This window comes from Thalassobacter sp., assembly GCF_982993085.1.
Genome location: NZ_CEZFMW010000094.1, coordinates 1 through 14,064, shown reverse-complemented (window position 1 = coordinate 14,064; position 14,064 = coordinate 1). Strand labels below are relative to the sequence as shown.

Below are 14,064 nucleotides of genomic sequence, written 5' to 3'. Positions count from 1 at the left end.
AACGCGTGCCCGAGATCGCGCGAAATCACTGCCCAGCTTCCGCGAAATACGCAGCGTGGCGGGCAACGTCTGCATGTTACAGCTGTGTGTTGCGTCCGCTTTGTTGGCGGGTGTATTGCTGGAACACAGGGATCAAGGTTCCAAGAGATCTGATGCTGTGTATCTCAAGACGCCGTTGTGGGCAGCATGGTTGCAATTAGACACTGATGACATCGTTAGCCCTGCACAGCGGCATTGACTGCGCCGTTACCTGTGCAGTTTTCACAAGCGCAGTCACACAGCCCAAAACCTCATAGAAGTTACATAGTATGAGATTATTGCGTAAGTCATTGTAAAACATAGACTTCAGCGTAGACGTCTTTCCGGTAGGAAGACCAATATCTCAGATTTTATGCTCAAAGCTAACAAATGATTAGGTTTTGAGGAGATAGGGCGATGCGCCAAGCACAGACACTCAGCGATGCGCAGCTGCGCAGGGTTATACAGTACTGCCGCAGCAGGCGTCATCCAACGCGCGATGAGACAATCATACTTACAAGCTTTTATGCAGGGCTGAGAGCAAAAGAGATCGCAGCGCTCACCGTTGGCAATGTGTTTGATGAAGCAGGCAACGCGCGCACACAGTTCATCCTCACAGCAGAGCAAAGCAAAGGTGGACACACACGCACTGTGTATCTCAACCAACGCTTACGCAAAGCACTGCAGGAGTACAGCGCATCAATCCGCACAGCCAAGCCGCATCATGCATTGTTCACCAGCCAAAAAGGTGGCCACTTCTCAGCTAACACAATGTGCCAGCTGTTCCTCGACATCTACAAGGCCGTGGGACTCAAGGATGCGTCTAGTCACTCAGGAAGACGTACTTACATCACGCGGTTAGCCAACAAAGGGGTAGGGGTGCGGCTACTCGCAGAACTGGCGGGTCACAGCCACATATCCACTACCCAGAGGTATATTGATGTGAACGCAGAGCAGCTGAGTGAGGCCGTGGAGTTACTCTGACGTCTGCTGCCCCTCAAACTCGTCCCTACTCAACTCATACCTCTTGCCTGTAAGCATGTCCTTCTTAAGGCGCGGGGTTAGATGACTGTAGTGCCGCTCAATCATGCCGATTGACGTGCCCATCTGTACGGCGAGGGCATGTATATCCATCCCGTCGTTGAGTAGGGCGAAGGTCGCATAGGTGTGACGTAGGCTGTAGAGAGTACGGTTCTGCCCTGTACGCGGGCATGTGATTAGCCCTGCGTCTGTGACGAACTTGCGAAAAGTCTGGTGGATGTTCTTGCTCACTGTTCCATCAGGCAGCCTGAACACAGGTAGATCAATGCGCTGCTTGAGTAGGTCGTTAAAGGGGATATGCCGTATGTCCTCAGACCGCTCATGTATGCGCTTGAGATAGTTCAGCGTGCCACTGCGGCAGATGATGTCCCTGCGCCCAGTCTTACCCGTCACGCTCATCTCTAGGTACTGCTGACCACCATCCTCAAACAGGGTCACATGCTTCCACATGAGGTTTAGTGCCTCTGTGCCGTGCCGCATGCCTGTGTTGGCTAGGACCAGCACATAGTCCCGCATGAGGTGACGCATGTCTGTGGGCTTGCCTGACTTGCCAGCGTCAATCCAACTTGGCAACTTACGGATCAGCGTGCGGTACTCTTCACGGGTGAAGTCCGGCCGCCGCTCGCTCTTCTCGCCACGGTTCACCATCAAAGGCACACTCTTGTGCGCGATAAAGCCACGGGCCACAGCCTCATCAAACACACGGTTCATGGCAGAGTTATGCGTGTTGAGCGTAGAAGCTTTTGGCTCACGCCCCATCTTCTCACGCCGCCACTCGTAGAACTGCTGGATCTTCTCATAATCAATGGTGGTTACAAACTGTGCCCCAAAGAAGGGGATCAGGTAGCGCTCGATGCACACGATGTAATCAGCAAAGACCTTGCGGCCTAAACCAGCATCCAGCTGCTTGCGCATATCGGCGATGGCCAGCTTGGCAACGTCAGAGAACTTCTTGGTCACAACAGGCAGGTCGTTCTTGTGGCGGAACTTGTACTCAAGAAACGTCTCGCGAGCGTACTCCTTGGCCTCGGACAAATCGCGCTTGCCGGTACTGATGCGAATAGTGTGTCCATCAATCACAAAGGCCGCCTGCCAGCGCTTGCTGCGCTCACGCCGATACACGCGCACCTCGCCGTCTAGTATCAGATGTGTGTCATCGCGCAGCTGCCGCATATCCTGCTCCTCACAGCAACACTACGGCAGGGCGTACCAACAAGTCTACGGAAGTGTGTTTCTGCAGGTGCTGATTAAACAGTTTGAGATTGCTGCGGCATTGGGGTAACGACCCGCCAATTGTACAATCGCGAAGCTTAGGGCGATCAGTCTAGGCGCGCATACGGGGAAGACGTGGATGGATCGAGCGGCCTGCAAGGTTGAATGTCAGATTGTGCTGACGGTAACAGTTGCTTACTGCATTTTGTTTTTGTTCACAATTACAGTCGTAATGCCGCTTCAGGATGTATTTTTCCATTGGTTGCCCATGAACATAAGTTTGCTGTTTTTGCCTCACGGGGTGCGACTGCTGACAATTTATCTGTATGGTTGGAGAGCAATTTTCTATCTGCTCCCGGGCCATCTTCTCACATGGTCATACTTGTGGTTCGTCTTGCAATCAGAGCAAGACATATCCGCGTCACTCATATCGATACTTGCAGGTTTCTTGGCTGTTTGCCTGGTATTCCGGACGTGGAATTATCACAGTGACAGCGAGCTCAGGTCGCACTGGAAGCTCATCATTCTTGCTGGTGTATTGGCGTCTATTGGCAACGGTCTTGGACACGCAACTCTTTACGGTCTTCAGCTCGATGTGAATTGGCTGATCTTAGCCTTGGGGTTTCTAATCGGAGATGTCTCCGGCCTGTTTTTCTTGATGGTTACGTTGATCTTGATCAATAGGTTCGCACGGGTTCGTAGCCTCTAAGATGCGATAGAAAGGGCTCGGTGCCTTACACTATCTCAAACTCCCCGCGCGACTTGCGTGGCGACTGCACGATCAGCCCTTTTTCTTGAATGCTTTTGAGGCAGCGAAAGAAGGTTGGCCGAGTTAAGCTTTGTGTAAGTTTGTGTTCGAGCAAGTCTTTAGTCGTGACGTAGTGATGCTCACTTCTTATGTCTTGGGCCGCAAGGAAGATGCTTTTCTCGGGGTCAGATAACTCCGAGATACCAATATCTTGCTCCATCTCATCAAGTAGCAGCCGCAGAGTTATAATTTTTTTAAACATAATCCATCCGATGCTGGTGATCACCTCTTGCAAGGGGCCTGCACCCATAGCCTATAGATTGGTCTGTTTGCAATGCCAGTCGAGAGGGCTTTCGAAGTGAAGGCGCTCTACCACATAAGATACGAGCTCAACTCACTTTGGTGGCAATTTGATACTTGTGCGATCATGGCGTTGCTTCACAAGCTGTGACACTAAATCCGCTACTTACAGAACAAGGATGTGATGATGTCAACGGCTGTGCAGTTGCCCCGGTATGAAATTACCGTCGAAACAGAAAAAGGAACAGTCAAACATATCTGCGCTGCGCCTAAGCAAGACGAAGCAATAGAGCGCGTTATGCGCCCATATAAAGAAATCAGTCCTCGAGTTGTAAATGTTAGGCCCCTTGGGGTGATAAAGCGGCCTTCAACTAGGGCTGCCAAATCAATTGCTTGATGATTGCACGGAGTGATTAGAGCATATGCATGCACTCCTGTTTTGGCTATTAGAGATTAGGCTGTATTCGACACTTTGATTCTCCCCAGAAAATAGTCAGAAAAACGGCAAAAAATGTGCTTATGGTGTTTTTTGAAATGCACAATTCAAGCGTATATATCGCTTTATTAAGTAATTGATTGTATAAAATAAATTGTACCCAGAGGCGGATGTGCGCCACCGACAGTATTTTAATTTAAAGACTTAAGGGGTTTTGTCTAATTTTTTGTTTAATAGGTTCATTTGAATCCTACTAAACTATACGTCCGTTGTTGTCGCGTAGCGCTGATAAAGGTTGTTTGTGAGCCCTCATCTCTATGCTGCAAACTCTACTTTCCTCGATAAGCGGTAACATGCGATGCGCTCTTTGCGTAGTCCAAAGCAGCCCGTTGGGATTCGTGTAACATTTTCAAAAGGATTTTCGCGTAGATATGAAGGAGTGTACCTGAATCTCTCTGTTAAAACGAATAAAGGTTTAGGGTCATCTTGTGCTAATGGAGTAAAGATAGCCTCTTAGTATGTGCTTAAGTCTTATATATTGTTTTGGGGTGCCACTCTCAGAGCTGTTTTCCAACTTTGCGTTGAGCATTTCTAAGTCAAGCATTCCTAATACCCTTGTGATATCGTCTGATAGGATGGGGATGTGCTTTGTTGACTCGTTATTACGCAAATAGATAACTACTATATCGGATAGATCTTCTAAATGCGGATGGAAATCTCGATGGGAGCATTGAGACTCATGCCATAGAGATTGGATAAGAGGGGGCTCAAATGTAAGGTTAGATCCAAAGAACATACTGATCGTGAAATCAACAAATTCTTCAGTATCTAGTTTTTTCTCATTCAAGTATTTCTTATACACTTTAACTGATAGCCAGCAGATCATCTGATAAGTTTTTAGAATGAATTCTGACTGCTTTCCGAATAAGCGAAAAAATGTTGATCGTGAGTAGCCAGATTTTTGAGAAATTTTTTCAATAGATACTTGGTTTAAATTTTGATACGCTATTGCTAGTCGAAGACTTGCGATAAAGAAGGATTTATGACGGTTATCTACTATCCATTTCTGGGCGGCATTCTCTATTTCTGGGCGCCATACTTTGACTAAAATTCGTCTATCTACTAGTTGTGTGTCGAATGAAAAATCAGTAAGCGCACATTCTTTGTGCTTCGAAACCGATTGAGTTCGAGCATTTTTCTTGAGTATTATGTCTAACCTTTGATCTGTCTGCATTGATCATCCTCCACCCGTTTAGTTGGGGGGTATCAAAGGAAAACAATACTGAATAGTCACAATAAGTTTAGGTTTATGTCAAAGCATATTTCAGCTTGTGTGTATTATGAGTGCTGGTTCTACGGGCATATTTGTGCATAGTTTCAAATTATTTATTTTTAAATCAAATACTTACGTTCAAATGTAGATTGGCCGTTCCATTTTTGCGAGGGGGCTTCACTTTCTGTCGATCAATATCTTATATTCAGAAACGAAACTGTAGACATAACCCTCTGCGTGATATGTCATCGTAAATAAATCTAGAGATGGCAAGATATGGTTAATGGGGTTCGAAAAAAGATGGCAGCATATGTTCATTGTGGATCGCAAAGAAGTTCTCGATTATTATTTTGGTGAGTGTTCTTCCAGTACCTTTGTGTATAAATCCTATAACAAATCGCCTTCGCTTGCTGCTGAATGGTTAATAGAGCAGTTATACGAGATGGGACTTGTTAGTCTTTCATGTCAGATAGATGAAAATGGTGACATAATTCGAGGCTTTTCTCGAACTCCAGTGAAAATCGATCAAGATATTTTCTGCGCGGTCGACGGAGTTTGATGGCATCGTTAAGCTCTCTGATCTACTCCCTACTTGTTGAACGGAGTCTGGCGTAGCTTAAGCTACTATTTGCACTTGCTGATCGGGGTTGGTTTTTCTTAATTTCCTGCCAATAGACCACAGCATGTGGCTTGCCGCCGAGGGCAGGATGGGGCGCTTGTGGTTGTAGAAGTCGATCCACTTTCTGACACCTGCCTTCGCCTTCGACCTGGTTTCTTAGGCATGCAGATAGGCGCATTCATACTTCAACGACCGCCACAGCCGTTCTGCGAAGATGTTATCGAGGAAGCGGCCTTTGCATCCCTTAAGATGCGCACGTTTGAGCGCCGTAAAGCGGGGTCTCAAGGAACAGCTTATTAATAATGCACATCAGGTCGAGGTTCATCTCGCTCTCGCCCTTCGGCTCCTAGTAGAGCGAGGACTGCGAGATCGACAGCAAGGCACATTGCTTGCCAACCAACAGGCCCGGCAGGTTTGGTTCAATCATCTTGCGCCTCACTTGCCGGTCCAGGGTTTTGAGCTTTCTGGCCAAAAAATCGGTACGACGGCCAACTTCCCAATCTTGGCGTGCAGGTCTTTGCCCCGCTTTTCATCGCCTTCCGGTGCCTTCCGGCGACTACGCTCAAATACGCCTGAAGCGCCTCCAAGCAGAGCCCTTTTCCACTGATGGGCCATCGTGGGGTGCACGTCGAACCGACTGGCCAGTTGGCTGACCGTCTCTACGCCTTTCAGCGCCTCCAACGCCACCTTGGCTTTGAATTCTGGATGATGCTGCTTCCATTTCGGCTTTCCTGATCTCCTTCGTGTTGAAGATCAGCACAATATAGATCGCAGCTTACGTCAGTGTTCGATTTTTGGGGGCTAGCTCACCACTTTTTCAAGCGAGTAATAGTGAACCGTCGAAAGGATCAAATTAAGACTTGAATATGACGCCCTCTCACTTAGTTTTGACAAAAGGTAAAAGCTGGAGAGGGACGCTCTAATGAAGCAAGCTAGACTAACTTTTTTGGGGCTGTTGGCATCGACACTAATTGCTACACCGAGCCTCGCGAATGACGACTTTATTAAAGGAATGATGGGAGCGGTTATTGGTGCAGCCATCGCCAACTCGGGTAACGCCGCACAATCAAGTAACAATGCACAAAGACCGTCGGCCCAACGATCGAGCAGACCGACCATCTCGAGCGCGCAAAGAGCTGAAAATAAACGAATTCAGGAGAATCTCAACTACTTCGGCTTCAACACTGGAACGCCAGACGGTATTTTCGGCCGTAAAACAACAGACGCGGTATACAGATTCCAAGCCTGCCTCAACAGACCGATGACAGGTAAACTGGACAACTTTGAAAAACAGTTTTTAGACCAATCTAGTTTCAAGGCCCAAGCGAATGGAGCAGCTACGCTGCAGCTCGTCGCCCAATCGCCAAATGGGTATTGCGGTTTACTCCAGAAGTACCTGCTCGATCTGACTGCACCACAGCCTGCTGCTCCGACCACAACTCAAGTGGTAGTACAACAGGCACCTGCAGACCGACAGAATACAGCGCCTCGACCTAGCCAAGTTGCTACCCAAGTCACCAATGTCACAGCAGTCAGCAATAGCATCAATGTGAATGTTATCGGCGCAGATATTCAAGCGAGATTTGACCGCCTTACCAGCGAGCTAGCACTGCTTGAGCAGATCGAGGCACATGTCAAAGCAAAGACAACAGAAGCTGGCGGTCAAAATAAATTACAAGCTGTTAGCGATCGTCTAGCGGACTTAAGATCTTTGATTGTCGAGATTGAAGTTGAGGTCAATCAAAAGTACGGCACTCCTGTTAGACCAACCAATGGCAATTTGGGTATCACAGCGGTCAAAGCGTCGGAGGTATTCCCGCGTGTGCCTTACTATATTCCCGGAACTGCCGAGGAAGGCGAATTATGGATCAAACCTTACGTGTCAGACGGAGGTATTCTAAGCTACGACTTCAACTTCACCACAGAGCAATCAGAATTCGAAAAAATTCAAGAAACAATTGTGTTCGTGACTGATAATTTGACCAGCCTTGAAGAGAGTATGGTTAAGATTAATGAGTGGAGCGATACTGCTCAAGAAAAGGGCGTAAGAAGACGCTTTGAAAAAGTTGCGTCTTGTTTTCCAGCAGCTCAGTGTCAAGAAAAGATCGAGGGCAACTCATCCACTGAGATTGTATTTCTAATCTATGAAGACGGCGCTACAGCCACATCGATCCGCAGGAATAAAGGTCGCTTCGCAAAGGGTTACAATCTTTCCGTGGAGAGCGGACTCCTTTTGGCAGCGTATGCAAGTTACATGAACGAACTGGGTTCGAAAGAGTTTTTTGCCGCTACAGTCAGTGATGCCGAATTGGATAGCCTTTTCGAATAGTATCGTGCGGTAATTGGGCGGGTAAGGGTCAACTCTTGCCCGCCACTTTATCTTAGGTCAGGACCAATTGATTTCCATGTAGGGGCGTGATTCACGGTTCGAAATCTGAGCGGTGGACATATCTGATCTTTTTTGGCTGGCTGATGCGCAGATGGCGCGACTTGAGCCTTTCTTCCCTAAGTCCCACGGCAAACCACGCGTCGATGATCGGCGTGTGTTGCGTGGAATTATCTTCATTAATCGCAATGGCTTACGATAGCGCGATGCACCTGCTGTCTATGGACCGCACAAGATACTCTACTATCGCTGGAAGCGCGTCGGAGCGACAAGGGCATCTTCGCGCGTATGATGGTCGGTCTTGCTGCCCATCATGGCGAGAAGAAAACGGTTATGATCGACGCGACCTATCTGAAGGCCCACCGAACAGCGACCAGCATGGGCGTGAAAAAGGGGGGGGCGTGGACGCCTGATTGGTCGCACAAAGGGCGAGATGAACGCCAAGCTGCACGCGATCTGTGATAGCCAAGGACGCCATCTCAACCTGTTCGTTACCGCGGGTCAGGTCAGCGACTACATCGGGGCACAGGCGTTGCTCAGCAGCCTGCCCGATGTCGACTGGCTGCTCAAGGATCGTGGATATGACGCCGACTGGTTCATAGAAACCTTGAAAGACAAGTGAATAAGCCCCTGTATCTTGGATCGGAAGTAACGCAAGAAGCCGGTGAAGTACAACAAGCGCCGATACAAACGGCGCAACCGGATCGAAATCATTTTCGGCAGGCTCAAGGATTGGCTGCGTGTGGCAACCCGATACGACCGTTGCCCCAAGGTCTTCCTCTCAGTAATCGCACTTGCTGCCCTCGTCATCTACTGGCTTTGAAACTCAATTAGTCCAGACCCTAGAGACAGCGCAATGCTAGACGAAAATATCAAATGTGGGGTAAATTGGTTAGATAGCTAAAGACCTCTCTTGCAAGAATACAAGGATGTAGATCGTTACACGATGATCATGACAGGTGATCTCGTAGTCTCGCATTAGATCGAATCGTCATATCTTAGTACTGAAATTGTCCACGTCGGTGTGTGGGGCCTACTAACGCCCACGGTGTTGGTGACTCAACCAATTGTGGCGCCAATCAATTTCGCCCAAAACTTTGCCAACACAGTGTTTGCGACGCAGCACTAGCCAACACTGTGTTCAACACCGTGATTCCGCTCGTCAAAATTGCCAGCAACACGGCAAAAAGTGTGTTTATGGTGTGTTTTTGAATTACACAACTCAAGCGTGCGCCACGCTTGACTGGGCTATTGATTTTATTAGTAAAAATGGTGCCCAGGGGCGGATTCGAACCACCGACACGAGGATTTTCAATCCACTGCTCTACCCCTGAGCTACCCGGGCATCCGTTTGACAAAGCGAACTTTGTCTGGGGTCGTCGTCGTTTAGTCCAGCGTTCCGGCAGTGTCCAGTGAACAATGCAAAAAAACCGATGTCTTAGTGCGGATTTTGTCTCTGGCGTTCCATCTCCGCGGCGGCGTCCTCTGCATCGTCCTCATCTTGTGATGCAACTGCGTAGGATCCGTTCAACCAACGCCCCAAATCAACGTCCGCACAACGCTTGGAGCAGAACGGGCGATACTTGGTGACCGTCTCTTTTGAACAGATTGGGCAGGGCATTACAGCGCCTCCACATCGGTCGGAACCGGGGCGCGTTCGCGTTTGCGCTGCAGTTCATAGTGCCCCAAAGGGGTCCAACCGACCAAGGCGGTCTCGATGCTGTCCGCACGGAACGCAGCGCGGAGCGCGTCTTCAAACGCACGGCGGTCTTTCTTGGGCATCGGCGCAAGGTCTAGCACAATTTGGCCCCCCAAGCCGCGTAGGCGCAAAGCACGGGGCAGGGCGCGGGCCACGGCCAAGTTGGCACGCAATCCCGCCGCTGGTGCAGTGTCGCCGCCTGTGTTCACATCCACCGCAACCAAGGCGCGGGTCGGCTCCACGAACATGGATGCCTCGCCCAGCCGGACCTCGGCGCCCGTGGCTTTTGGCAATGCGTCCAGAACGCCGGCGCGCTCAAATGCGCCGGAGCCGCTTTCGATGGCATCCTCTGGCGGAGTGGACCAGTCACGCCACGCCAAACCGTGAGCATCGGGGCCGTCGAGCAACAACTCAGGGCCAGTGCCTGCATCGGCCAAAACCTGCTGCGCCAATTCCCAAGTTGCGGCTAAATCTTCGGCGATCTCATCCGCATCCGCACCCTCAGCCGCACTCCTTAGGATCAAGCCCGCGCCACCATCAACCGACACGGTTTCATGCGCGATCTCTAGCAAACGCTCCCGCTCATCGTCGTCGCGCACAGAGCGCGCGACATTGAAGCCCTTCGCCCCAGGCGTCACGATGCAATAGCGGCTCTTGAACAGCACGCGATCAGTGACGGGCAGAGCCTTTCCGGCTTCTGCAAAACCTGTCACCTGAACTAAAAAAGTATCCCCGGGTGCGAGCCCCTTGGCCTGACGAAAGAACCCGGTGCGGCCTGCACCAAGATCCATGAACATCCCGCCTTGCCCCTTAATTGGGCGATCACAGACGCCCCGGAATACCGTCCCGGGCAGGGCCACATCCCCGGCTGGATCGACCAACAGATCATCCAGCTGGCCATCAATCATACGCGCGGCTGCGGGACGTCCCGCCACCGTATCAAGCGCGATCACAATACCCTTCATGCGGTCCCTTTCCACACCGGAAGGCCAGCGGCGTTTAGCACGCCCGCTGTCTCGGCCAATGGTAGGCCGACGATCCCGGTAAAACTTCCTGAAATCCAGGGAATAAATGCGCTGGCAGGCCCCTGAATGGCATAGCCCCCAGCCTTGCCGCGCCAATCATCACTCGCGATGTACCACGCGATTTCTGCATCAGACAGAACCTTCATGCGCACCGCACTCTCAACCGTGCGTTGCCACGATTGTGCGCCGCGTCGCACCGCAAGCGCGGTAATAACCCGGTGACGTCGCCCGGACAAAAGCCGTAAAAACCGCTCCGCCTCGGCGGCATCCTCGGGTTTGCCCAAAATGCGTCGTCCTAGCGCGACGGTCGTGTCGGCGCATAGAACAATGTCATCGGCCTCGGCGGTGACCGCCGCAGCCTTGCCTGCCGCAATCCGCTCGCAATAGACGCGCGGAATTTCACGAGGCAGGGGTGTCTCATCAATGTCGGGGGGGCGCACATCATCAGGTGTGATGCCAAGCTGCGCCAACAGTTCTAGCCTCCGGGGTGAACCGGAGCCTAGGATCAGCCGAGGGTGTGGCACGCGCACGTCCCTATTTGAAACGGTAATTGATCCGTCCCTTGGTCAGGTCATACGGTGTCATTTCAACCTGCACTTTGTCGCCCGCCAGAACCCGGATCCGGTTCTTGCGCATCTTTCCTGCCGTATGTGCGATAATCTCATGGCCGTTTTCGAGCTCGACCCGGAATGTCGCGTTTGGCAGGAGTTCCTTCACGACGCCGGGGAATTCGAGCATTTCTTCCTTGGCCATGGTCACTCCATCAAAATCGCCTGCGCAGTTCGCAGGTGCGGTGTAAATGCGCGCAATTTGTTCATACTTCAAGGGCTAAAGCAGTTTTGCACGCGCAGGCCACACAGACCCGCTCGGGCATCAAAGGTTTTGTACCGTAAAGGGTCTGTCGAAATCGTTAACGAACGGGCCACAATGGCTGTCATAACGCCCAATTGTACGCCTTATGAATGGGGCGGCCCAAACCGTTCCAGCAGTTTGTCGCGGATCTGATCGCGCGATTGCCGATAGCTTTCCAGCTTTTGATCGCGGTTATTGCCCAAACCCGTAGGGTCCATGATGGGCCAATACTCCACCTCTAGGTGGTACAGGCGCGTCAAATCCAACGCCATGCGCTGGCTGGCGGGTGATAGGGCGATGATCAAATCAAACCCCGACAGGTCATCCCCCCATTCCTGCATCTCCTCAAACGACCGAGAACGATGCCGCTCCAGCTCCACGTCAATCTCGGCGCATACCGCAATCGCAAAGCCATCAATTTCAAGATCGTTCATCACACCGGCGGATTGAACATAGATGTCCATTCCATACAGCTTTTTCATCAAAGCCTCAGCCATGGGGGAGCGTACTGCGTTATGATCGCAGCAAAAAAGAACCGATTGTGGCTGTTCCCCCCCTGACACGCATCAGCCTCCGAAATGCAGCACGCAGATGAGTGTGAACAAACGTCGCGCCGTGTCGGTGTCGATGTCGGCCTTGCCCTCTAATCGTTCCTGAAGGATGCGCGCACCTTCATTGTGGATGCCGCGCCGGGCCATATCAATTGTCTCGATCTGGCTGGGGGGCAGGGTTTTTACCGCATCAAAGTAGCTGGCACAAATCTGGTAGTAGTCTTTGACTACCTGCCGAAACGGCCCCAGCGCAAGCTGGAATTCCGCCGCAGGGTCATGGTGTTCGGTGGTCACCGCAAACACAAGGCGCCGCTCGCGGATGCCCAGGTTGATCCGATAGGGCCCCATAGGGGCATCGGGGCGGGCAATAGAAAAAGAATTGTCCTCAAGCAGATCAAAAATCGCGACTTTGCGTTCTTGCTCAATCTCGGGGGTCGGGGTCGGCAGATTGGCGTCGTCAATCTCGATATGACAAATCTGAGCGCTCATGCGTATGGCCTTTCCGTCAAGGGTCCTCCCCATTGCGCCCCTGATACGCCGAAAAGCAGGACCGCGCCAAGGGGAGGTGGAAAATTCTCAGCGATTGAGGCGATCAAGCCGCGCCCGCACGCTCAACCCGTGGGCCTCAAGGCTCTCGGACTTGGCCAATGTCTCGGCGGCGGGACCGATAGCACGCAAGGCCTCGGGCGTCATCTGCGCCAGCGTCGTGCGTTTGAGGAAATCCATCACCGACAAGCCGCTGGAAAACCGTGCCGAGCGGGCCGTGGGCAACACGTGGTTGGGCCCGCCGATGTAGTCACCAATCGCCTCAGGGGTCCACTGTCCCAGAAAAATCGCGCCCGCATGGGTGATCTTCTCCGAAAGGGCCACAGGGTCCGCCACACACAACTCAAGGTGCTCAGGCGCGATCCGGTCGCTCAGGGCGGCGGCCTCATCAAGGTCCGCTACGGTGATGATCGCGCCATAGTCGCGCCATGACGGCCCTGCAATCGCGCGCCGCTCCAGCGTTTCAAGTCGTGCGTCAACGGCACGGGCAACCGCCGCTCCAAATTCTGCATCATCCGTGATCAGGATCGATTGCGCGCTCTCGTCATGCTCCGCTTGGCTCAGCAGGTCGACGGCGATCCAATCAGGATCATTGTCACCATCCGCAATCACCAAAATCTCTGAGGGGCCAGCGATCATGTCGATGCCAACCTTGCCAAACACCCGCCGCTTGGCCGCCGCCACAAAGGCATTGCCGGGTCCAGTGATCTTGTCCACGGGCGCGATAGTCTCGGTGCCATAGGCCATTGCGGCCACGGCCTGCGCGCCGCCAATACGGTATATCGTGTCGACGCCCGCAAGACGCGCAGCCAGCAACACCAAAGGGTTCGCCACACCGTCAGGGGTCGGCGCACAAATCGCTAGGCGCTTCACACCCGCAACCTGCGCCGGGATCGCATTCATCAACACGCTTGACGGATAAGAGGCCAATCCACCCGGCACATACAACCCAGCCGCATCGACAGGGCCCCAACGCCAGCCTAGCCGCGCGCCCGTGGCATCCGTCCAGCTTTCGTCATGGGGCATCTGCCGCTCGTGATAGGCCCGGATCCGGCTCGCCGCCAACGACAGCGCTTCCGCCTCCGCCTGCGGCACCTGCGCCACAGCTGCGTCAATTTCCTCAGCGGAAAACGCCAAAGTCTCCGGCGTCAGCGTCAGCCGATCAAATTTCTCCGTCAATTCCAAAACCGCGGCATCCCCGCGCGCGCGTACGTCCGCGATGATGCCCGCTACCACAGCATCCACATCCGGGCTGTCCTCGCGCTTGGCACCCAAAAGCGTGGTGAACTGTGTTTCAAAGTCGCTGTCGCGGGTGTTCAGAAATACAGGCATCGGCCCCTCCATGTCGCGCAGGGCCT

At 52.2% G+C, this 14,064-nt stretch carries 12 protein-coding genes, 1 tRNA gene and 4 pseudogenes; 4 read left to right on the top strand and 13 right to left on the bottom strand.

What is annotated here, in order from left to right; translation table 11 throughout:
• Together AC4GMC_RS13560 and AC4GMC_RS13555 are read left to right on the top strand one after the other, a co-directional pair.
• A pseudogene (locus tag AC4GMC_RS13560) lies at window positions 1-238 on the top strand (hypothetical protein); the annotation flags it as partial.
• 197 nt (window positions 239-435) lie between these two features.
• Window positions 436-1,002: a tyrosine-type recombinase/integrase gene (locus AC4GMC_RS13555; RefSeq protein ID WP_487877280.1), complete on the top strand. Its 567-nt coding sequence runs from the start codon at window positions 436-438 to the stop codon at window positions 1,000-1,002.
• On the opposite strand, the gene AC4GMC_RS13550 is transcribed toward AC4GMC_RS13555, so the two are convergent.
• From AC4GMC_RS13550 to AC4GMC_RS13530, 5 genes and pseudogenes are all read right to left on the bottom strand, one after another.
• The gene (locus tag AC4GMC_RS13550; protein ID WP_487877281.1) at window positions 994-2,232 is read right to left on the bottom strand and encodes a tyrosine-type recombinase/integrase; all 1,239 of its coding nucleotides are present in this window, start codon (window positions 2,230-2,232) and stop codon (window positions 994-996) included. The genes AC4GMC_RS13555 and AC4GMC_RS13550 overlap by 9 nt on opposite strands.
• Before the next feature lie 773 nt (window positions 2,233-3,005).
• Window positions 3,006-3,281 (bottom strand): hypothetical protein, encoded by a 276-nt coding sequence (locus tag AC4GMC_RS13545; RefSeq protein ID WP_487877282.1) that lies wholly within the window; start codon window positions 3,279-3,281, stop codon window positions 3,006-3,008.
• A gap of 955 nt (window positions 3,282-4,236) precedes the next feature.
• A complete protein-coding gene (locus AC4GMC_RS13540) occupies window positions 4,237-4,989 on the bottom strand; it encodes a hypothetical protein (RefSeq protein ID WP_487877283.1) in 753 nt (250 codons plus the stop codon).
• A 751-nt stretch (window positions 4,990-5,740) separates the two neighbouring features.
• Window positions 5,741-5,884, bottom strand: a pseudogene (locus AC4GMC_RS13535) (integrase core domain-containing protein); the annotation flags it as partial.
• 198 nt (window positions 5,885-6,082) lie between these two features.
• Window positions 6,083-6,340, bottom strand: a pseudogene (locus AC4GMC_RS13530) (transposase); the annotation flags it as partial.
• Window positions 6,341-6,569: 229 nt separating this feature from the next.
• On the opposite strand from AC4GMC_RS13530, the gene AC4GMC_RS13525 reads away from it, so the two are divergent.
• Window positions 6,570-7,976: a peptidoglycan-binding domain-containing protein gene (locus tag AC4GMC_RS13525; RefSeq protein ID WP_487877284.1), complete on the top strand. Its 1,407-nt coding sequence runs from the start codon at window positions 6,570-6,572 to the stop codon at window positions 7,974-7,976.
• Window positions 7,977-8,094: 118 nt separating this feature from the next.
• Window positions 8,095-8,856 (top strand): annotated as a pseudogene (locus AC4GMC_RS13520) (IS5 family transposase).
• A gap of 447 nt (window positions 8,857-9,303) precedes the next feature.
• Here the strand turns inward: AC4GMC_RS13520 and AC4GMC_RS13515 are convergent.
• The 8 genes from AC4GMC_RS13515 to hisD all read right to left on the bottom strand — a co-directional run bounded on the left by AC4GMC_RS13515 (window position 9,304) and on the right by hisD (window position 14,038).
• Window positions 9,304-9,378, bottom strand: a tRNA-Phe gene (locus AC4GMC_RS13515).
• A gap of 93 nt (window positions 9,379-9,471) precedes the next feature.
• On the bottom strand, window positions 9,472-9,654 hold the full coding sequence (locus tag AC4GMC_RS13510) for a DNA gyrase inhibitor YacG (RefSeq protein ID WP_487877285.1): 183 nt from the start codon (window positions 9,652-9,654) through the stop codon (window positions 9,472-9,474).
• Entirely contained in the window at window positions 9,654-10,697 is a 1,044-nt protein-coding gene (locus AC4GMC_RS13505; protein WP_487879125.1) for a ribonuclease E/G, read from the bottom strand. The genes AC4GMC_RS13510 and AC4GMC_RS13505 overlap by 1 nt, the downstream gene beginning before the upstream one ends.
• A complete protein-coding gene (locus AC4GMC_RS13500; RefSeq protein WP_487878561.1) occupies window positions 10,694-11,281 on the bottom strand; it encodes a Maf family protein in 588 nt (195 codons plus the stop codon). Before AC4GMC_RS13500 ends, AC4GMC_RS13505 begins: the two co-directional genes overlap by 4 nt.
• Window positions 11,282-11,291: 10 nt before the next feature.
• Complete coding sequence (gene infA / locus AC4GMC_RS13495) at window positions 11,292-11,510, bottom strand: translation initiation factor IF-1 (RefSeq protein WP_011455993.1); 219 nt, start codon at window positions 11,508-11,510, stop codon at window positions 11,292-11,294.
• A 203-nt stretch (window positions 11,511-11,713) separates the two neighbouring features.
• Window positions 11,714-12,172 carry an arsenate-mycothiol transferase ArsC gene (locus AC4GMC_RS13490; protein WP_487878562.1) on the bottom strand — a complete coding sequence of 153 codons (459 nt, stop codon included), beginning with the start codon at window positions 12,170-12,172 and terminating at the stop codon, window positions 11,714-11,716.
• Between the two features lie 3 nt (window positions 12,173-12,175).
• Window positions 12,176-12,649, bottom strand: coding sequence for a UPF0262 family protein (locus tag AC4GMC_RS13485; RefSeq protein WP_487878563.1), 474 nt, complete (start codon window positions 12,647-12,649; stop codon window positions 12,176-12,178).
• A gap of 87 nt (window positions 12,650-12,736) precedes the next feature.
• Window positions 12,737-14,038 carry a histidinol dehydrogenase gene (gene hisD, locus AC4GMC_RS13480; RefSeq protein ID WP_487878564.1) on the bottom strand — a complete coding sequence of 434 codons (1,302 nt, stop codon included), beginning with the start codon at window positions 14,036-14,038 and terminating at the stop codon, window positions 12,737-12,739.
• Between the last annotated feature and the right edge of the window lie 26 nt (window positions 14,039-14,064).

Coding starts and splice junctions, on each gene's coding strand:
- AC4GMC_RS13505 (WP_487879125.1), bottom strand. CDS start 10,697: ATGAAGGGTATTGTGATCGCGCTTGATACGGTGGCGGGACGTCCCGCA.
- AC4GMC_RS13525 (WP_487877284.1), top strand. CDS start 6,570: ATGAAGCAAGCTAGACTAACTTTTTTGGGGCTGTTGGCATCGACACTA.
- AC4GMC_RS13540 (WP_487877283.1), bottom strand. CDS start 4,989: ATGCAGACAGATCAAAGGTTAGACATAATACTCAAGAAAAATGCTCGA.
- AC4GMC_RS13510 (WP_487877285.1), bottom strand. CDS start 9,654: ATGCCCTGCCCAATCTGTTCAAAAGAGACGGTCACCAAGTATCGCCCG.
- AC4GMC_RS13550 (WP_487877281.1), bottom strand. CDS start 2,232: ATGCGGCAGCTGCGCGATGACACACATCTGATACTAGACGGCGAGGTG.
- hisD (WP_487878564.1), bottom strand. CDS start 14,038: ATGCCTGTATTTCTGAACACCCGCGACAGCGACTTTGAAACACAGTTC.
- infA (WP_011455993.1), bottom strand. CDS start 11,510: ATGGCCAAGGAAGAAATGCTCGAATTCCCCGGCGTCGTGAAGGAACTC.
- AC4GMC_RS13555 (WP_487877280.1), top strand. CDS start 436: ATGCGCCAAGCACAGACACTCAGCGATGCGCAGCTGCGCAGGGTTATA.
- AC4GMC_RS13485 (WP_487878563.1), bottom strand. CDS start 12,649: ATGAGCGCTCAGATTTGTCATATCGAGATTGACGACGCCAATCTGCCG.
- AC4GMC_RS13545 (WP_487877282.1), bottom strand. CDS start 3,281: ATGTTTAAAAAAATTATAACTCTGCGGCTGCTACTTGATGAGATGGAG.